This window comes from Bacillus sp. PK3-037 (genome assembly GCF_054161355.1).
The window spans coordinates 2,061,532-2,083,103 of the sequence record NZ_CP096408.1; the positions used below are offsets into that span (position 1 = coordinate 2,061,532).

At 45.1% G+C, this 21,572-nt stretch carries 7 protein-coding genes and 1 tRNA gene; 7 read left to right on the forward strand and 1 reads right to left on the reverse strand.

Annotated features, from left to right (window positions below; genetic code table 11):
• Positions 1-106 precede the first annotated feature (106 nt).
• On the forward strand, positions 107-652 hold the full coding sequence (locus tag M1D69_RS10870) for a site-specific integrase (RefSeq protein ID WP_044155674.1): 546 nt from the start codon (positions 107-109) through the stop codon (positions 650-652).
• A 54-nt stretch (positions 653-706) separates the two neighbouring features.
• Positions 707-779 (forward strand) — tRNA-Arg (locus M1D69_RS10875).
• Positions 780-867: 88 nt separating this feature from the next.
• Here the strand turns inward: M1D69_RS10875 and M1D69_RS10880 are convergent.
• Entirely contained in the window at positions 868-1,413 is a 546-nt protein-coding gene (locus M1D69_RS10880; protein ID WP_458103768.1) for an IseA DL-endopeptidase inhibitor family protein, read from the reverse strand.
• 288 nt (positions 1,414-1,701) lie between these two features.
• On the opposite strand from M1D69_RS10880, the gene M1D69_RS10885 reads away from it, so the two are divergent.
• From M1D69_RS10885 to fenD, 5 genes are all read left to right on the forward strand, one after another.
• Positions 1,702-3,093: an MATE family efflux transporter gene (locus M1D69_RS10885; RefSeq protein WP_059293216.1), complete on the forward strand. Its 1,392-nt coding sequence runs from the start codon at positions 1,702-1,704 to the stop codon at positions 3,091-3,093.
• A gap of 139 nt (positions 3,094-3,232) precedes the next feature.
• Positions 3,233-4,207, forward strand: coding sequence for an aldose 1-epimerase (gene galM, locus M1D69_RS10890; RefSeq protein WP_059336511.1), 975 nt, complete (start codon positions 3,233-3,235; stop codon positions 4,205-4,207).
• A gap of 26 nt (positions 4,208-4,233) precedes the next feature.
• Positions 4,234-5,709: a D-alanyl-D-alanine carboxypeptidase/D-alanyl-D-alanine endopeptidase gene (dacB, locus tag M1D69_RS10895; RefSeq protein WP_458106091.1), complete on the forward strand. Its 1,476-nt coding sequence runs from the start codon at positions 4,234-4,236 to the stop codon at positions 5,707-5,709.
• A 433-nt stretch (positions 5,710-6,142) separates the two neighbouring features.
• Entirely contained in the window at positions 6,143-13,825 is a 7,683-nt protein-coding gene (gene fenC, locus M1D69_RS10900; protein ID WP_458106090.1) for a fengycin non-ribosomal peptide synthetase FenC, read from the forward strand.
• A 25-nt stretch (positions 13,826-13,850) separates the two neighbouring features.
• Entirely contained in the window at positions 13,851-21,566 is a 7,716-nt protein-coding gene (gene fenD / locus M1D69_RS10905; RefSeq protein ID WP_458106089.1) for a fengycin non-ribosomal peptide synthetase FenD, read from the forward strand.
• The last annotated feature ends 6 nt before the right edge of the window (positions 21,567-21,572 follow it).

Genomic DNA, 21,572 nt, shown 5'->3' on the forward strand with positions numbered 1-21,572 from the left:
TATTATGTTACATAAATGCCTCCGAACTTTGACATTCAACGTTTTTCCGCTATAATAGTAACATAGACCTCAAAACGTTACATAACGGTTTTTAAGGAGTTTTTTGATGCATATTGTACAGCCGATCCGCAGTTTAGAGAAAATTCAAGATGTAAAACAGTATTTACGCAGCAAAAACAAGCGTGATTATTTTTTGTTTATTTTCGGCATTAACAGCGCGCTCCGAATTTCTGATATTTTGCCGCTTCAAGTGAAAGATGTCAGAAATAAAGATCATTTATGGGCGACTGAAAGCAAAACAAAAAAGAAAAGGAAGATTCTCATTTTAGAATCTTTGAAAGCAGAAATATACGAGTATACGAAAGATATGAAAGAAAATGAATACCTCTTTAAATCTGTCCGAACCAGAAAGCCAATTTCACGCATTCAGGCATACAGAATTTTAAGAGAGGCAGCCGAAGCGTGCGGACTTGAGGAAATAGGGACCCATACGCTCCGGAAAACATTTGGCTATCATTTTTACCAGCGGACAAAAGATATTGCTGAGCTGCAGAGGATCCTTAATCATTCATCACCTTCGATTACAATGCGTTATATTGGAATCGATGAAGATACAACAAGAGCTGCTTATAAGGTATTTGGAGGGCTGTAAATCAAATCCCTTGAAAATCGTGACAATCGGAGCTACTATATAGATATTAAAAATGCTCTAGTAGCACAGCGGATAGTGCAGCAGTTTCCTAAACTGCAGGTCGGGAGTTCGAATCTCTCCTAGAGCGTAATAAAACAAAAGGGCAATGGACGATACGTCCATTGCCTTTTTTATGCTGAACATAAAAAACGCCCGTTTTTCTCGGGCGTTTTTTCTTATATAACTGCGTCAAAGCGATTTACTTTCCACTTTTTATTCTCTTTTACAAATGTCACTTTCCGTTTTGCTGAAGGTGATCCGTCCAAAGTAGGAACGGTAAATTCATATGTGACTGTGCCGCCTTTTTTAGAAATGAGTTTAGCGGTTGATTTTTCCCAATTTAAGAGATTGTCTCCGTCACCGACCGGAACAGCAAGTTTTCCTTTTGAGACAATGAAATGATAGTCTTTAAAGCCTTTTTCAATCGCTGTTTTTGAGAAAATAGGTGTTAAGTAATTCACAGCTTTTTCTTTTGTACCAAGGTCACTGCACATGTATACGTACTGAAGGTTTTGATGCTCGAATGTGCCTGATGGGCAAACTGCTTTTTTCGCTTTTGGATTGTGTCCGCTCATTGTATTCCAAAAATGCTCTCTTGCTGTTAGCGCCAGCTGCAATGCTTGTTTTTGTGATAAATCCCCGGATGTGTTTTTCGCAAATACATTTGTGTTCAATGACAGAATAAGTGCAATAGTGGTTAGAAATAGAAGATATTTTTTCAATGTGGCTCTCTCCTTTAAAATCTCTTTCTCTTATGTTACAAATGTTACAATAGTTACGTTTAGATTACAATACTTTTGCATAAATTATTTTTTATTCTTTCATCTCACCAAAAGACTATGCTGTATCGCACTAGTTTATTCTGGCAGATTGAAAAATGTGTAAAAATAGGAGAATCGGGAAGGGTTTTATAAGTACTGTGGTGAATAGTTACATGTTGCATGTCGTGTTCATTTCAAAAGAAACGGGAGCACGTTAGTGAAACGAGTTTAAATAAAGGAGTCATTCATATGGAAACATTACAAGAAAATCCCGTATCTAAGAAGAAGAGCAATCCATCTGTTTGGCGGTCAATGTCACTATTTTTAGTACCGCTTCTTCTGAGCAATGTGCTGCAATCAGTGGGCCAATTAGTCGGGATGGTAGCTGTGGGCAGATGGCTTGGCGTAGATGCGCTTGCAGCTGTCTCATCCTTTTTCCCGCTGTTTTTTCTTCTCATTTCATTTACGATCGGCATCGGTTCAGGCAGTTCCATTCTTATCGGGCAAGCCTATGGGGCAAAAAATGAGGAACGGTTAAAGGCCGTTGTCGGAACAACGCTGACATTCACCTTTTTATTAGGAATTGTGTTAGCTGTGATCGGCAGTATATTCACCTTAGATATTCTGCGTCTCATGGGCACGCCGGAAAATGTAATTCATGTCAGTGTCAGCTATGCACGTATCTTATTTTGCGCAATGCCGTTTATGTTTTTATATTTTGCTTATACCACATTCTTGCGGGGGACAGGAGATTCTAAGACACCTTTTTATACATTGATTGTAAGCACAGTCATCAATATAGCACTTTTACCGATCTTAATTCTCGGCATGTTCGGCTTGCCGAAGCTGGGCATTTACGGCTCTGCTTACGCAACGGTTATTTCTACAATTGTGACCTTTATCGTATTATTGGTGTATCTGCGGAAAACGAAACACCCGCTGCAATTTGATAAGACAGTGCAGCGTTATTTGAAAATGGATAAGGAACTGCTGGCGCTTCTGCTGCGTCTTGGTATTCCGTCAAGCATTAACATGATTCTCGTCTCACTATCGGAAATAGCGGTCATTTCATTCGTCAATCATTATGGCTCTGATGCAACCGCAGCATATGGCGTGGTCAATCAGGTAGCCAGCTATGTGCAAATGCCGGCTGTCAGTCTGGGGATCGCGGTGTCTATTTTCGCCGCTCAATCTATTGGAGCGAATGAGTTTGACCGGTTAAAGCAAGTCATTCGGGTCGGCATTTGGCTGAATTATATCATTGGCGGTGTGCTGATCCTCCTTATCTATCTTTTTGCACATCAGATTTTAGCATTATTTTTGACCGAGAAAGATACCCTTTACATTGCACACAGGCTTTTGATGATTACATTGTGGAGCTATTTGCTGTTTGGGAATGCCCAAATTATTTCTGCGACGATGCGTGCAAGCGGAACGGTTTTATGGCCGACCCTCATCAGTATTTTTGCCATCTGGGGAATCGAAGTGCCGGTCGCGTTTGTTCTGTCTCACTATACAAATCTTGAAATACTTGGCATTTGGGTAGGCTATCCGGCAGCATTTGCCGTGAGTTTACTTTTGATTTACGGGTATTATCAATTCATTTGGAAAAAGAAGCAGATTACACGTCTGATTCAATAAACTCCAAGAGAACACCGTTCATTTTGAATGGTGTTTTTTGTTTACTTAAAGACTAAAGGGAAAACATAAAATGGAGGAAATAGTGCACACTGAATTGAATTCATATATAAGCATTGAATTAAGGAGAGGTTGAGTACACATGACAAATTATATTGAAAAGATGACGTATTTAGGAACACCAGCTGTCAAAGCGGGTAATGAGCATTTGGAAATAATAGTCGTGCCTGAGTGGGGCAGCAACGTCATTTCTCTCGTAGACAAAGAAACAAAGATGCACCTTTTACGAGAACCGGAAACAACTGAAAGCTTTCATGACACACCTACATTGTATGGAATTCCCATTTTGTTTCCGCCTAACCGCATAAGTGACGGAACGTTCACCTTCCGGGGCAGAACGTATCATTTTGATATCAATGAAAAGGATAAACACCATCACCTTCACGGCTTTCTCTATGACAAAAAGTGGGACATCATAACAATGAAACAAACAGACGAAGAAGTGATCATAGAAACTGAAATTGATCTTTCGGAGATTCCCCATGTTTATAAACAATTTCCGCATCATGCTGTTGTACGGATGACATACATTTTAAAAGGTAACACTCTTTATAAGCATGCCACGATCATGAATAAAGGGAAGGATGCATTTCCTTGGGGGCTTGGTTATCATACGACCTTCGTTTTCCCGGAAGAGAGCTCTTTATTTTCTCTTACTGCTGATCAGCAATGGGAATTGGATGAACGTTTATTGCCGACCGGAAAGCTGATTGATATACCGAATCAGGAAGCTTTGCACGAAGGAATGCTCTTACGGCAGCAGCTTGATGATGTCTTTTTATCTTCTTATCAGAAGAGAGGGGGAGAAAATCAGGCTGTCATTTACCATCAGCATGCACACCTGAATATGATCTACAAGGCGGATGAACAATTTAAGCATTGGGTTGTGTATAATGCAGATGGAACACAAGGGTATTTGTGCCCGGAGCCTTATACATGGGTGACAAACGCAGTTAACCTTGATCTCTCTTCGTCACTCACCGGCTTACAAGTGTTAGAGCCTGGTGAAGAGAAGACAGTAAAAAGCAGCATCACGATTGAGCGTAATCATCGTTAGCCATTCAGGAGAGGCGGGATAAGAAAATGAGAAAAAGCATGAAGCTTTATTTTGTAATATTGCTGCTTTTCATCTTTGCTTCCATTCCATATATGCATCATGCTGCACATGCGGCTGAAGAACAGGATACACTTGCCGGGCAGATTGAAACCATTTTAGCCAATGAACCTGCTTTAAAAGGCGCAATGGCCGGCATTACTGTCCGTTCTGCAGAAACAGGCGACGTCATATACGACCATTTAGGGGATGTCCGGATGAGACCCGCCTCTTCTTTGAAGCTTTTTACAGCCGCCGCGGCACTTTCTGTTCTCGGTGAGGATTTTTCTTTCACAACAGAAGTGCGGACAGACGGCCGCCTCAAAGGACAAAAGCTGAATGGCAACCTTTATCTGAAAGGAAAAGGAGATCCGACACTTTTACCAGCTGATTTTGATCAAATGGCCGAAAAGCTGAAAAAATCCGGCATCAAGTCCATAAAAGGCAATCTTGTCGCCGATGACTCATGGTATGATCATATCCGCTATTCGCCTGATTTGCCATGGAGTGATGAGTACACTTATTACGGCGCGCAAATTTCCGCACTGACAGCGTCTCCAAATGAGGACTATGATGCAGGCACTGTGATAGTAGAAGCCAGTCCGGGAAAGAAAGAAGGACAAAAGCCAGCAATATCAGTGTCACCAAAAACGGATTATGTAGCGATTGAGAATGAGGCGAAAACAGTTGAGGCGGGAAAAAAGAAAGATCTTTCTATCGAAAGAGAACATGGAACAAACACTATTACGATTAAAGGGAGCATACCGGTTGATGCGAGCAAAACAAAAGAGTGGATTTCCGTCTGGGAGCCGGCAGGATATGCTTTAGATTTATTTAAGCAGGCTCTTAAAAAACAAGGCATTACAGTAAAAGGGAAAATCATAATGGGCACAGCGCCCGACTCTTCAGACATACTGGCCACTCATCACTCAATGCCTTTGTCAAAGCTATTTCTTCCTTTTATGAAATTAAGCAATAACGGACACGCCGAGGTACTTGTAAAAGAGATGGGGAAAGCGGAAAAAGGAGAGGGCAGCTGGGAAAAAGGGCTTGAAGTGCTAAACAGTACGCTTCCGAATTTCAGCGTTGATCCCAAAACACTTATTTTGAGGGATGGTTCGGGGGTCTCTCATATCAACGCCGTATCATCAGACCAAATCACAAAGCTGTTATATGACATTCAAGATGAAAAGTGGTTTCAACCTTATCTGCATGCTCTGCCGGAAGCGGGGAACAGTGACAGACTGGTAGGCGGGACGCTAAGAAACCGCATGAAAGACACCCCGGCAGAAGGAAAGATAAGGGCAAAGACCGGGTCGTTAAGCACTGTCAGCTCTCTGTCTGGCTATGCAGAAACAAAGAGCGGAAAAACGCTTGTTTTCTCTATTCTTCTAAACGGTTTGATTGATGACTCGGATGGCAAAGACATTGAGGATCAAATTGCTGTTATCTTGGCAAATCAATAAAAACGCTAAACCTGTTTTCGTGGAAAACAGGTTTTTTTATGTTTCTTTTTACATTATCGCGCTTGTTTTTAAAACATTCAGCTAAATATTGTAGAAATGTAACCTGATACTGAGGCGGAGAATATCTTATAAACGGTCCAACACTATCCTCATATGAAATTAAATAAACGAAGAAAAAATCTAGTGATGAAGAACTATTAAAAATCAATACTTTCATAACTTTACATTCGAAATCCTAATAAAATTAATCAAGAAAAATAAATAATTAATACTATATTCAAAAAAATGTTATAAAAATTTTATATTTTTTATTGTACTTTAAAAAAATTCGGTTAATATAATGCATATATGGATTATATAGTCATATAATTTCTTTTTATTGTAATTATTTCAGTTTCTTATCCTCTTATAAATTAGAATTGGAGGGAATTCGTTGAAAGAAAATACTTATGGTTTAACTCATGCCCAAAGGAGAGTTTGGTTTACTGAACTGTTGGAGCCTGGTACAAGCATCTGTAATCTGACCGCCTGTGTAAAATTCAGGGGTGATGTTGATCTTGATGCTCTTCAGCTGGCTCTGAACCTTTCAATCTCCCGTAATGATGCAATCAGGTTCCAACTGACAGAAGGAATTGAATCGGAGTCAGAGCCTCGTCTGTATCTTGCAGAATACAAAGGATTATCACTTGAAATAATAGATTTTACAAATTCTGAAATGACAGAAACAGAGCAATGGATTCATGATCAAGCCAGAATTCCGTTTAAGCTGCTTGATTCGCCTCTGTATCAATTTTATCTCCTTAGAATCCATTCTCATGAGATTTGGTTATATGCGAAATTCCATCATATTATCATGGACGGCATCTCTTTAAATTTGATGGGAAATCAAATTATTGATCTGTATCAAAAAATCAAAAAAGGGGAGCCTGTACCCGATGAGCAAGAGCCTTCCTACATTAGCTACATAGAAAAAGAGAGGCAGTACTTACAATCTTCACGTTTTGAAAAAGACCATTTGTTTTGGACGCAAACCTACCAACAGCCTCCGGTATACCACTCACTAACCGGACAGAGCACTTCACAAAAGCAGAGTACCTCCGCATCGAGAGATACTATCACACTTTCACCTTACCTAGCACATACCATCCAAGCTTTTTGCGAAGAACAGAAAATCAGTATGATTTCCTTATTTATGGCTTCATTTTACATATGTATCAGCCGCATCACCTCTAAAACGGACCTTGCGATCGGAACCTACTATGGAAACAGGGGGTCAAAGGCGGAGAAAGAAATGCTTGGCATGTTTGTCAGTTCTCTTCCAATCAGAAAAACGGTTGATTCTGACGCCGATTTTCTTTCCTTTGCACGCAGTGTCGGCAGAGAACAGCTTTCAGTCATGCGCCACCAAAGATTTCCTTATAATTTGCTGGTGAATGAATTAAGAAAAGAACATAAGGATTTACACAACCTGATCGGTATATCAATGCAGTACCATCCGCTTCAGTGGAAAAAAGCGGATGATTTGAACTATGAGACGGCGCTTTACTTCAGCGGATACACCGCGAATGAGCTTTCTGTTCAAATACAGGAGCGGATAGATACTGGAGCCATTCAATTAAATTTCGACTATCAAAATACCTTATTTTCTCTTGAGGACATTAAACGGATTCAGCACCACCTGCTTACGTTGCTGGAAAACGCACTTCAAAATCCGCATAGTACTATAAAAGAATTAGATATGGCAGAAAAACGTGAGAAAGAAAAAGTTTTGTATGAGTTTAACAGAACGAAAGCTGTTTCGCCTGTAGCTTCGACGCTGCACGGGCTGTTTGAACGTCAGGCGGCTTTGACGCCGGATCGGACGGCCTTACGCTTTTCTGGCGGCTCGCTGACTTACGCGCAGCTTGACATGTACGCCAACAGGCTGGCAGCGCGCCTTACGGCGCATGGTATCACAAAGGAAAGCATTGTTGGTGTTCTAAGCGAGCGTTCGCCGGACATGCTGACAGCCGTTCTCGCCGTATTAAAGGCAGGCGGGGCTTATGTGCCTCTTGATCCTGCATATCCAGAGGAGCGGCTGAGCTATATGCTGAAAGACAGCGGGGCAGCATTGTTGCTGACGCAGCCGGGATTAAAGGCACCTGTTTTTTCCGGAAAGACACTGGAAGTGGATATGACGGCGCTTGCGAATGAAGAATCTGAATATCACTCTCTTCATCAAGCAGACAGCGATTCTCTCGCCTATGTGATCTATACGTCGGGCTCTACTGGACAGCCGAAAGGGGTCGCCGTGGAGCACCGCCAGGCTGTTTCCTTTCTGACCGGCATGCAGATGCAGTTTCCTTTAGAGGAAGACGACATCATTATGATGAAAACGTCTTTTTCCTTTGATGCATCTGTCTGGCAGCTGTTTTGGTGGACGCTTTCAGGTGCTTCGGCCTATCTGCTTCCGTCCGGCTGGGAGAAAGACCCGGCATTGATGGTAAAAGCCATTCGGGAGGAAGGCGTTACAACGGCCCATTTTATTCCGGCCATGCTGAACAGCTTTTTGGATCAAGCGGAAATAGAGGCACCGAGAAGCCTGAAGCGCGTATTCGCCGGAGGTGAACCGCTTGCTCCCCATCCGGCAGCCCGTTTCGCTTCTTTGCTGCCGGAGACATTGCTGGTTCACGGCTACGGGCCGACAGAAGCAACCGTTGATGCCGCATTTTACGCGTGTGATCCTGAGCTGGACAAGAATCGCTTACGCCTTCCGATCGGAAAACCCGTGCCTGGCGCGCGTCTGTATGTATTAGATCCTCATTTAGCCGTACAGCCTGTCGGCGTAGCGGGAGAATTGTATATCGCCGGAGCCGGGGTCGCCAGAGGCTACTTGAATCGTCCGGAATTAACAGAAGAACGTTTTCTTGATGATCCATTTTATCCGGGTGAACGCATGTACAAAACGGGTGATCTGGCGCGCTGGCTCCCAGACGGACAGGTTGAATTCCTCGGCCGTCTGGATGACCAGGTGAAAATCCGCGGCTACCGAATTGAGCCGGGAGAAATTGAAGCGGCGCTCAGAAGCATTGAAGGTGTGCGGGAAGCAGCTGTGACCGTTCGTACAGAAAGCGGCGAGGCGGAATTATGTGCGTATGCGGAAGGACTCGGCAGAAATGAAGTGCGCAAGCAGCTTGAGACTTTGCTTCCGGGCTACATGATCCCTGCTCATATCATTGAGATGGAACAATGGCCGGTTACCCCGAGCGGAAAGCTCGACCGAAAAGCGCTGCCTGCTCCTGACGGAGCGGCAGATCGGGAAACCTACACAGCGCCGAGAAATCTGACAGAGATGAAGCTTTCCCAGCTGTGGGAGGAAGTGCTGAAAAGCGGCCCTGTCGGCATTCACGACAACTTTTTTGACCGGGGCGGCCATTCCTTAAAAGCCACCGCGCTTGTCTCCCGGATCGCCAAGGAATTCGGCGTCCAAGTGCCGCTGAAGGATGTGTTCGCCCATCCGACGGTAGAAGGTTTGGCGTCTGTCATCAGCGAAGGAACGGAAAGTCCGTATGAAGCCATTAAGCCGGCAGGAAAACGCGAGACCTACCCGGTTTCCTCCGCCCAAAAGCGGATGTATGTGCTCCAGCAGCTGGAGGATGGAGGCACAGGCTACAATATGCCGGCAGTCTTGGAGCTGGAAGGAAAGCTGGATCTTACAAGAATGGATGCCGTATTCAAAAAGCTGATCAAACGCCACGAGTCACTGCGCACGTCCTTTACAACGGACACAGACGGCGAGCCGGTTCAGCGCATCCATGACGAGGTGCCGTTTAGATTCCACACCTCTGTGCTCGGCGGACAAACTGAACAGGAAGCCGCGTCAGCGTTTATCCAGCCGTTTGATCTCAGCCAAGCTCCGCTGTTCCGGGCGGGAATCGTCAAGGTATCAGACGGGCGGCATCTATTACTGGTCGATATGCATCACATTATTTCAGATGGTGTGTCAGTCAATACGCTCATTCGGGAATTCGGGGAGCTGTATGCCAATCAGGAGCTACCTGCGCTTCACATTCAATATAAAGACTATGCCGTATGGCAGGAGGCCTTTAAAAAAGGAGACACGTACAAGACGCAGGAGGCATACTGGCTGAAGCAGCTCGAAGGCGAGCTGCCCGTACTGGACCTGCCGGCTGATTACGCCCGGCCGCCTGTGCGAAACTTCGCGGGTGATCAAGTCTCATTTACGCTCGATCAAGAACTTACAGCCGGACTTCACAAGCTCGCACGCGAGAACGGAAGCACCCTGTACATGGTGCTCCTGGCAGCTTACACAGCGTTATTGGCGCGCGTAAGCGGACAGGAAGACATCATCGTCGGGTCACCAATTGCCGGACGTCCTCACAAGGACCTTGAGCCGATACTTGGAATGTTCGTTAACACCCTGGCGCTTCGGGCACGCCCGGAGGGCGGGAAGCCATTTGCGCAATTTTTGCAGGAAGTGCGCGAGACTGCATTGGAAGCTTACGAACATCAGGATTATCCGTTCGAAGAGCTTGTCGACAAGCTCGGCGTAACAAGGGATATGAGCCGAAATCCAGTGTTTGATGCGATGTTTATTCTTCAAAATATGGACAAACAAGACATTCATCTTGGAGACATAAAAGCCCGGCCTGCAAATGTCATTCATCAAATTTCTGTATTTGACATGACGTTGATGGCGGCTGAATCAGATGGAGTCATCAAATGTGACATGGAATTTAGTACCGACGTATTTATGAGAACGACAATTGAACGCTGGACGGCTCATTTTACCGAATTTTTGCGTGTTGCCACGTCAAATCCTAATACAACTCTTTCACAAGTGGATATACTCAGCGAAAAAGAAAAACAAAAGATTTTGATAGAACTCAACAAAACCCACGTTGAATGTTCTCAAACTGATACCGTTTTTCATCGCATGTTTGAAAAGAGGGCTGAAGAGACACCGGAGCATATTGCTGTTATTGACGGTGAAAAACAGATCAGCTATCGCCATCTCAACGAAAAAGCCAATCGTCTGGCGCGTACGCTGCAAGAAAAAGGAAAAGAGACGCAGCCAATCGTTGCTGTTTTAGCGGAGCGATCCATTGATGCTATTGTTGGCATTTTAGCTGTTATGAAAGCCGGCGGCGTGTATATTCCGATAGATTCTCATTATCCAAAAGCCCGGGTTGAATATCTTCTCAAAGACAGCGGGGCTGAAATTCTTCTTTTACAGAATGAAGTAAAGCATTTGATTGCAGGCTCAGATATAGGTGATATTTCTTGCGTCTGTCTTGATGATGAAAGTTTCTATGAAGCAAAAAGATGCAACCTTTCTTCATCTCCTGCCCCGGAGGACTCGGCATATATCATTTATACGTCAGGAACAACCGGTGCGCCTAAAGGCGTTATCGTTACGCACCGCAACTTTGCTCATGCTGTTCTTGCATGGCGGAGCATATATCAGCTCGATCAAATGCCTGTCAGGCTGCTTCAAATGGCGAGCTTTTCCTTTGATGTCTTTTCAGGAGACTTGGCGAGAACATTGGCCAACGGAGGGACTCTAGTCATTTGTCCTGATGAAACAAGGCTTGAACCTGCTGAATTATATGCATTGATGAACCGCCAGCGTATCACGATCATGGAGTCAACACCGGCACTCATTGTCCCATTTATGGAATATGTTTACCGCAACCAGCTTAGTCTTCCTGACTTAGACATCCTTATTCTTGGTTCGGATATGGTGAAAGCCCATGATTTCAAAACACTGGCGGACCGTTTCGGAAACAAAATGCGCTTAATCAATAGTTACGGGGTCACCGAGGCCACGATCGATTCAAGTTACTATGAAATGAATATGGGTGAAGAGTATTCGGGAGACAGCGTACCGATCGGCATCCCGCTTCCCAATGTAAAACTGTACGTACTCAGCCAGACTGACCAAATACAGCCGATCGGTATTGCCGGCGAGCTTTGTATCGGCGGAGCCGGCGTTGCCAAGGGCTATCACGGAAAATTTGAATTAACGGAAAAGAAATTTACAGAAAATCCATTTGTGCCCGGAGAAAGACTGTACAGAACAGGGGATCTGGCTTGCTGGCTTCCAAACGGCACTCTCAGGCTTCTTGGCCGGATAGATCATCAAGTAAAAATAAACGGGTACAGAATCGAAACAGAAGAAATTGAAAGTGTGCTCCTCCAAACCGGACTTGTCAATGAAGCGGTTGTTGCGGTTCAAAATGATACGAATGGACAGGCTCGTTTGGCAGCGTATATTCTGCCTTCCGATGCCGATACAACGGCTCTCCGCGGTGCTTTATCAAAAATGCTGCCGGCATATATGGTTCCTGCGCATATCATTCCTTTGGAAACTATGCCGCTGACATTAAACGGGAAGCTGGACAGAAGAGCCTTACCGGCACCAAATGAAGCTGTCTCGCGGCCGTATACTGCACCGGTCAACGAATTGCAGGGAATGACAGCGCAGATATGGGAGGACGTGCTGAGCGTGTCTCGAGTTGGCATTCACGACTCCTTTTTTGAGCTCGGAGGAGACTCTATTAAAGCACTGCAAGTGTCCGCCCGGCTGGCAGCTGAAGGCTGGAGCATGACGATACAAGATTTATTCCGTTATCCAACAGTTCATGAGCTGAGCGGCCATATCACTCCATTGATATCTCAGGCAGAACAGAGGCCTATCGAAGGTGAAGCGGATCTCACACCGATTCAGAGCAGATTTTTTGATCAGCGTCATGCTTTTCGTGATCATTACAACCAATCGGTCATGCTTTTCAGCGAAAAGGGGTTTCATGCTGACGCACTTCGACAAGCGCTGCGCAAATTGACTGAGCATCATGACGCGCTTCGCATGGTGTTTACACAGGATCATACCGAGCGTGTCGTTCAGTACAATCGCGGTATTCAGATTACTGAAAATGAACTGTTCGGATTTCATCTAGCGGATTGGACAAAAGAACAGGCAAAAGGCACACTCTTGAAAGAAAAATTTGCTGCTGAGGAAATCGTGCTTCAAAGCAATATGAATGTAAAAGAAGGACCTTTGCTGCAAGCGGGATTGTTTAAAACGAGAGAGGGAGACCATTTGCTGATTACGATCCACCATCTCGCTGTAGATGGCGTTTCTTGGAGGATTCTGCTTGAAGATTTAGCTGCAGCCTACCAACAGTCTTTGGAGCAAACAGAGATCAAACTGCCGCCGAAAAGCGATTCTTATTTATCATATGCCAACGGTCTGGCACAAATAGCCGGGAGCCGGCAATTGTTATCAGAAATAACATATTGGCAAACGATTTTGGATGCTCATAACGTTTTTCTGCCTAAGGACATGGCTGAGTCGGACAGGCATCAAAGCAGTGCTGAAACAGCTGCATTTGTATTAGCCAGTGACTGGACTAAAAAACTGCTGTTTGAAACGCAGCAAGCCTATGGTACTGATGCCAACGAACTTTTGCTGACCGCTTTAGGAATGGCGCTTTACGAATGGAGCGGGCACGAACAAATTGTGATCAGCGCTGAGGGCCATGGAAGAGAAGGACATGTTCCGAATATTGATATTTCACGGACAGTAGGTTGGTTCACTTCTATTTATCCTATCCTTCTGGACATGAGTGCACCGCATTCATCTGAAGATCAGCTCGGTTACAGAATCAAAGGGACAAAGGACAGGCTGAGAAGAGTGCCACACAAGGGAACGGGCTACGGCTTATTAGTACAAAAGGGAGCCATACAGCATAAAGAGCCTGAGATCAGCTTCAATTATCTTGGACAATTCAGCGAAGGTGAGAGTTCAGATTTGTTTCAACTGTCTTCTTATCAGCCTCGTTACGAAATAGCGGGGGAGAGAGAAAGAGAGTACGAGCTCGATATTAATGCTCTGATAACAGACGGACGCCTGCAAGTCAAAGCAGTATACACCCGGGTGTTCCACGAAAACACAATTCAGTGTTTGATGGACAGCTTTCACAGTCATCTTATCGAGATCATTGAGCATTGTACAAAGAAAAAAGAACGAGAAAAAACGCTGAGCGATTTCAGCAACAAAGAACTAACGCCATCCGCATTATCTAGCATCGAAAATCTCGTTAAAGATCTTTAACTTTTGGAAAAGGTGTGTGGAATTGATGACGCAAGCAACACAGATCCAAGATATTTATCCGTTATCGTATATGCAGGAAGGGATGCTGTTTCATTCACTGCTTGATTTCAGCTCTAAAGCCTATGTGGAACAAACCTCGTTTACCATTACAGGCAGCCTGTGTATCGATTCGTTTCAAAAAAGCTTAAATCTTCTTGTTTCCCGATACGATATTTTCAGAACCATATTCATTAAGGAGGTTCCAGACCTCACTGGGCCGCAGCAAGTTGTGCTGACAAACCGGGAATTGACCGTACAAAGGGAAGATCTTTCTCACCTGAAACATGATGAGCAGCTTGCTCTGATAGAAGACTTTATGCAGCAGGACCGGGAAAAAGGGTTTCACTTGCAAAAAGATCCGTTAATGCGGCTCACGCTTTTTGATAGAGGAGACAGCACATATACATGTGTCTGGACGCATCACCATATCATCATGGATGGCTGGTGCCTGGGCATCATCCTCAAAGAATTCTTCAGCATGTATGACTCACTTAAAAATAACAGGCCTGTACAGCTCGATAGCACGGTGCCGTACAGCCGTTATATTGAATGGCTCGGAGAACAAGATCAAGAAGAAACCGCTGCATACTGGAGAGATTATCTGCAGGAGTACGGCAATACCGCTTCTATTCCCAAACTAAAAAGCCGCTCAGCGAACGGGGAATATGAAGCCGCAAATATCCGTTTTTCTTTAGAGCCGGCTATCGTTCAGAAATTGACAGCAGCTGCTCAAAATTGGGGAGTTACATTAAACACTTTATTTATGAGTCTATGGGGTGTTCTTCTCCATCGTTACAACGGTACGGATGACGCGGTCTTCGGCTCTGTTGTTTCCGGACGTCCGTCAGCGATTGACGGGATCGAGTCAATGGTCGGCTTGTTTATTAACACTGTTCCGGTGCGTATTCGATCTGCAGAGAAAATGAGATTTTCTACGCTTGTCAAATCCGTGCAGGAGGATACTTTACGTTCTGAGCAGCATGGTTATTATCCGCTTTACGAGATTCAAAACCGCAGTGCTTTGAAGCAAGGATTGATCGATCATATTCTTGTCTTTGAAAATTATCCTGTACAGCTTCAGCAGGCAGTCAATAGGCAAAGCGAAAATGACGAAAACGCATTGAAGCTTGATGACATTTCTATGTCAGAACAAACCAGCTATGACCTTAACGTTGTCATCGTTCCAGGTGAATCATTTTATATTAAATTCAGCTACAATGCCGCCGTTTATGAACGTGAAGAGGTGCTTCGAATTCAGGGGCACCTCATGGAGGCAATGGATTGTATTTTGTCAAATCCCGATATTGCTGTCGACAGCATCAACATTGTGCCTACTGAAGAACGAAAGCTCATTCAATCGTTTAACGAAACGGAGCGCGATTATCCAAATAAAACGCTATCCCAATTATTTGAGGAACAGGCTCTCAAAACACCTAACGCGGCTGCTTTGAGAATGGGAGATGAGTGCCGGACATATCGGCAATTAGATGAAAGAGCCAATCAGATTGCACACGCCCTGATAGAAAAGGGAGCTGGATCTGGCGGGATTGTCGCTGTGATGATGGAACGGTCAATGGACATGGCTGCTGCCCTGCTTGGAATTTGGAAAGCCGGAGGCGCTTATCTGCCTCTTGATCCAAGTTATCCGAAAGAGCGGCTTTCTTTTCTGCTGCATGACAGTCAAGCAGCTCTCTTACTGACAGAAGAAGAACTTATTTCATCCATCCCGTCAGGCTATGAAGGCAGTATTGTGACATCAGGACATACAACACATTACAGAACGGATTCCCCTGATGCATCGATTGGTGAGCTTGCCTACCTGATCTATACGTCAGGAACGACAGGACGGCCAAAAGGAGTGCTCGTTGACCATCAAGGAATTGCAAATACCTTGCAGTGGAGACGGGAAGAGTACGGCATGAGCGAAGGGGATACAGCACTTCATCTGTTTTCCTATGTTTTCGACGGCTGCGTGACGAGCTTGTTTACTCCGCTTCTGTCCGGCGCATGCGTGCTGCTGACAACAGATAACGAAGCGAAGGACGTGCTCGCCCTCAGACGGAAAATAGCTCAATACAAGGTTAGTCATATGCTTATTGTTCCTTCCTTGTACCGGGTGTTATTAGAAGTGCTGACTGCTGAAGATGCAAAAAGTCTTCGTATCGTGACATTTGCGGGCGAGGCAGTGACTCCCGACCTGCTTGAGACCAGCAGAAAGATTTGTCCCTCCGCTGAACTTGCAAATGAATATGGACCGACAGAAAACAGTGTGGCAACAACAATCCTTCGTCATCTGAACGAAGAAGAGAGAATCACGATCGGACACCCGATCGCCAATACAAAAGTATATATTTTACAAGGAGAGCAGCTGCAGCCGATAGGCGCGGCGGGTGAACTGTGTATTTCCGGCGCGGGTCTCGCACGGGGGTACTATAAGCGGACAGAGCTAACAGAGAAAGCATTCACAGACCATCCATTCCTTAAAGGGGAACGCTTATATCGAACCGGGGATGCAGGGCGCTTCCTGCCTGATGGCACGATTGAATATATTGGACGTTTTGATGATCAGGTAAAAATCAGGGGATATCGCATTGAATTAAGTGAGATTGAAACTGTTCTTCGGCAAGCATCTGGAGTGAAGGAAGCTGCAGTGCTGGCCCGTGATGTTTCTGATGAGGAAAAGGAACTCGTTGCTTATATCGTTCCGGAAAAAGGAAACGGCCTTCCGAATCTGCACCAGCATCTTGCCGGTACATTGCCGTCCTATATGATTCCCGCAAGCATCATCAAAATCACTCAAATGCCGTTAACATCCAGCGGGAAGCTCGACCGTTCCGCACTTCCGGAACCAGAAAACACAACTAGCTTAACGTACATGCCGCCACAAACCTTAATGGAAACGGAACTGGCACGCATTTGGGAAGAGGTGCTGAACAAAAATCAAATCGGTATTCGCGATGATTTCTTTCAATTAGGCGGACAGTCCTTAAAAGCAGCCACACTCGTATCACGAATACATAAACGGCTGAATATCGAGCTGCCGCTCAGTGACGTTTTTTCTTATCCGACCGTGGAAAGCATGGCAGCCAAACTGATGAGTTTACATGAGCATGCTTTTACGCAGATTGAACCTGCGGATTTTAGAGATGTTTATCCGCTGTCTTTCTCACAAAAAAGATTATACGCTCTTTACCAGTTGGCAGATGACAGCACAGGTTACAACATGCCGGCGGTACTGGAACTGCGAGGACATTTGGATCGCGGAAGATTGAGAAAAGTTCTCACAGAGCTTGTGAATCGGCATGAATCATTGCGTACGGCATTTGAACTGAACAACGGAGAGCCAGTGCAAAAGATTCATCCGGCGCTGACAGCTGATCTGAAAGAGCTTGAAATTGAATCAGAGCAAATGCTGCAGTCTGCGATCTCGTCCTTTATCAAACCGTTTGATCTTACCGCGGGACCGCTTTTTAGAGCAAGCTTGATATCTCTCGAAAAAGAAAGAGCCTATTTGTTGCTTGATATGCATCACATCATTGCTGACGGAATCTCCATGAGTACACTCGTCCAAGAATTCACTGATCTTTATTGCGGAAAAGAGCTTCCAGCTTTAAACCTGCATTATAAGGATTTTGCGGTTTGGCAGCAGGAGAAGTTTCCGGAAACGCATTACAGCAAACAGGAGGCCTACTGGCTGAAGCAGCTAGGCGGCAGCCTTCCAGTATTGGATTTGCCGCTTGATAAAACGAGGCCGCTTCTGCCTGATTTCAGCGGCGGAACATTTGAAGTAAACATTGATAAAAGAACGGCGGAAGAACTGCACCGCTTGATGTTTGAAACGGGAACGACGATGTATATGCTCCTTCTGGCTGTCTATTCCATCATGCTTTCCAAACTGAGTGGGCAGGAGGATATCGTTGTCGGCTCGCCTGCTGCCGGGAGACCGCACGCTGATCTGGAGCGAGTCATCGGGATGTTTGTCAATACATTAGCTATGCGATGCCAGCCTGAGGGCCACAAAACGTTCAGCTCTTATTTGCAGGAAATTCGCGAACTTGCTCTGACTGCATACGAGCATCAGGATTATCCTTTTGAAGAGCTCGTCAATAAGCTTGAAACGAAACGGGAGGTAAATCGCAATCCGCTGTTTGACGCGATGCTCGTGCTTCAAAACAGCGAAGATTTCCGGTTTGAAGTGCCTGGTTTATCTATCTCGTCTGTAACCCCGTCACACAATGTATCTAAATTCGATTTGACATTACACGCTGAGGAGCATTCCGATGGCATTCGCTGCCGCTTCGAATACAGTACCGCGCTGTTTGCAGAAGAGACCATTGCAAGATGGGCTTCCCATTTTATTGAGCTGGTGAAAGGAATAACGTCTGATATCCATAGGAAGCTTTCGGAAATGCAATTGCTATCTGCTCCAGCGCGCGAATTGCTTCTTGAAACGATGGGTCAGTATGCTGACTATCCAAGAGATGAAAGCATCGTTCGTTTATTTGAAAAACAAGCAGCTGAACATCCCGAACATACCGCAGTCGTATGCGATCATATACGGCTGACTTATCGGGACCTGAATGAAAAAGCAGAACGGACAGCGGCTATGCTGATGAAACAAGGAGTCCGATCCGGGGATATCATCGGTTTAATGTTTGATCGATCGCCTGATATGGTGATTGGCGTTTTATCTATTCTAAAGGCCGGAGGGGCATACTTGCCGATTGACCCTGAATATCCTCAAGAACGCATCAGCTTTATGCTGAATGACAGCGGGGCGAGAATTCTCCTGACAGAGCACGGACACAACAAGCCGGCGGATTACTATGGGCAAATTTTATACCTGAATGACGCCGAAAACGAATTGATTTCGCCTGATTTGAAAACGCAAGAAACATTAGCAGACCAGCCAGCTTATGTGATTTATACATCTGGAACCACTGGGCAGCCAAAGGGCGTCGTTGTCGAGCACCGTAATGTGATTAGTCTATTGAAGCATCAGGACCTGCCTTTTGATTTTGGCAGTGAGGACGTGTGGACTTTATTTCATTCATATTGCTTTGATTTCTCAGTATGGGAAATGTTCGGAGCGTTACTGAATGGAAGTACGCTGGTTGTTGTCTCCAGAGAAACAGCCCGCGATCCAAACGCATTCCGCCTATTGTTAAAAAACGAAGGCGTCACAGTACTCAATCAGACTCCAACTGCTTTTTACGGACTCATTCATGAAGAAGAAAACCATACGGACCGATTACATGTGCGATACGTTATTTTCGGCGGAGAAGCTTTACAGCCCGGCATGCTTGTAACCTGGAACGAGAAATACCCTGATACTGATCTGATCAATATGTACGGCATTACTGAAACAACTGTACATGTGACATATAAGAAATTGTCCTCAGCTGATATAGAAAAAAATAAAAGCAATATCGGAAAACCGCTGGCAACCCTTCAGGCTTATGTGATGGATGCTCATATGAATCTACAGCCTACAGGAGTTCCAGGAGAGCTGTATATTGGCGGAGAAGGTGTAGCCCGGGGATATTTGAACAGAGATGATCTGACCGCGGCCCGATTTGTACCTAATCCTTATCTTCCGGGAGACAGATTATACCGAACCGGAGACATTGCAAAGCGTCTGGCAAGTGGAGATCTGGAATATATGGGCCGCATTGATGATCAAGTAAAGGTGAGAGGACACCGCATCGAGCTCGGCGAAATCCAGGCGTCTCTGCTTCAGCTTCCAATAATTAAAGAGGCTGCTGTCATCACAAGAGATGATGAACAAGGCCAATCCGCTGTATATGCTTACTTGGTTGCGGAAGATGGACAGGTCGTAAATGAAGCAGATATCAGGGCTGCCCTGAGAGCCGTTCTGCCTGATTTTATGGTGCCTGCCCGCTTGATCCAGATTGACAGCATCCCGCTAACGGTTAACGGCAAGCTCGACCAGAAAGCCCTGCCGGAACCAGATAAGCGCGCTCAAGCTGAGAATGATATCAGCCCTAGAAATGAGATTGAAAAGGCGATGGCTGACATTTGGGAGGAACTGCTCGAAGCGGAGGAGATAGGTGTCAGCGCGAATTTCTTTGAGCTTGGAGGGGATTCAATAAAAGCGTTGCAGGTGTGTGCACGGCTGAAGCAGCGAGGCTATGAAACGACAGTGCGTGAGATGTTTGAGCATCAGACGCTTGGTGAACTGTCCGCCCGCGTTCGAAAAGCCGTACGCGTAATTGACCAAACGCCAGTCGAAGGCGAGCTGCCTTGGACACCTGTACAGCAATGGTTTTTCTCACAATCATTGGAAGCCCATCATTTTAATCAATCTGTCATGCTCTACCGGGCTGAACGGTTTGATGACATTGCACTCAGAAATGTACTGAGAAGCTTGGTGACACATCATGACGCACTGAGAATCATATGCCGTTACAAAGATGGCAAGCCTGTACAGGTTAACAGAGGAGCAGATCTTCCGGATGAGGAGCTATATGCCTTCGATCTGTTTGATATAAGAGATCATCGTTCAAATACAGCCGGAAATGCACAGGGCTTGTCAGCCGAAGCACACAAACAGATTGAAGAAATGGCAAACCAAATTCAGCAAACCATTCGACTGGAGACTGGCCCTTTGCTTCATGCTGGTTTGTTTAAAGCCGAAGATGGAGACCATTTGTTTCTGACGATCCATCACTTAGTCATTGATGCCGTTTCATGGCGCATTTTATTTGAGGATTTTTCAATTGCTTACGAACAGGCAGTCTCAGGAAAACCCATCGTACTGCCGGAAAAAACGGATTCATATTTCACTTATGCACAAACATTGGCTGACTATTCAAAAAGCCGTCGTCTGCAGCGTGAAATCGCGTATTGGAATGAGCGGGAGGACCGGCATATTGAGCGTATTCCCAAAGATCATTCGATCACATCGAACTCATTCAAGGATACAGAAGTAATTGATTTCGAGCTGTCTCGTGAAGATACAGAATTGCTGTTAACTGGTGCAAACAATGCATACAACACGGAAACGAATGATATCCTTCTGACTGCTTTAGGCCTAGCCTTGCAGGAATGGACGGGACTTGACCATTTCAAAATCAGTATGGAGGGCCACGGCAGAGAAGATTATCTTGACAATATCGACATGAACAGAACTGTAGGCTGGTTCACTTCAATTTATCCTGTATGGCTTGATATGAGTGATTCTGACTATACGGATGAAGGTGAGCGGCTGGGACGACACATTAAACAGACAAAAGACATGCTGCACCGCATACCGCATAAAGGCGCAGGCTATGGAGTGCTGAAATATATCAATAAGATATGGGATTCTGAGTACAGCGACCCGGAAATCAGCTTTAATTACTTAGGCCAGTTTGATCAGGATGTTCAATCAAAAGCTTTTGAGATTTCTGATATTAAGACAGGGAATGAAATCAGCCCGAATTGGGAGCGTCCTTATGTGCTTGATATCAGCGGAGCCGTTTCATCAGGATGCCTGCACATGCACATTATTTATAACCGTCTTCAATTTAAGAAACAAACCATACAAGCATTAGCCGATCATTTTAAACATGCGCTTGAAAACATGATTCAGCATTGCGCGGGCAAAGAAAACCGCGAATGGAGTGCCGCTGATTTTACTGATGAGGATTTAACGCTGGAGGATTTAAGTGAGATTATGGGGGCCGTCAACAAACTATAGGAGAGG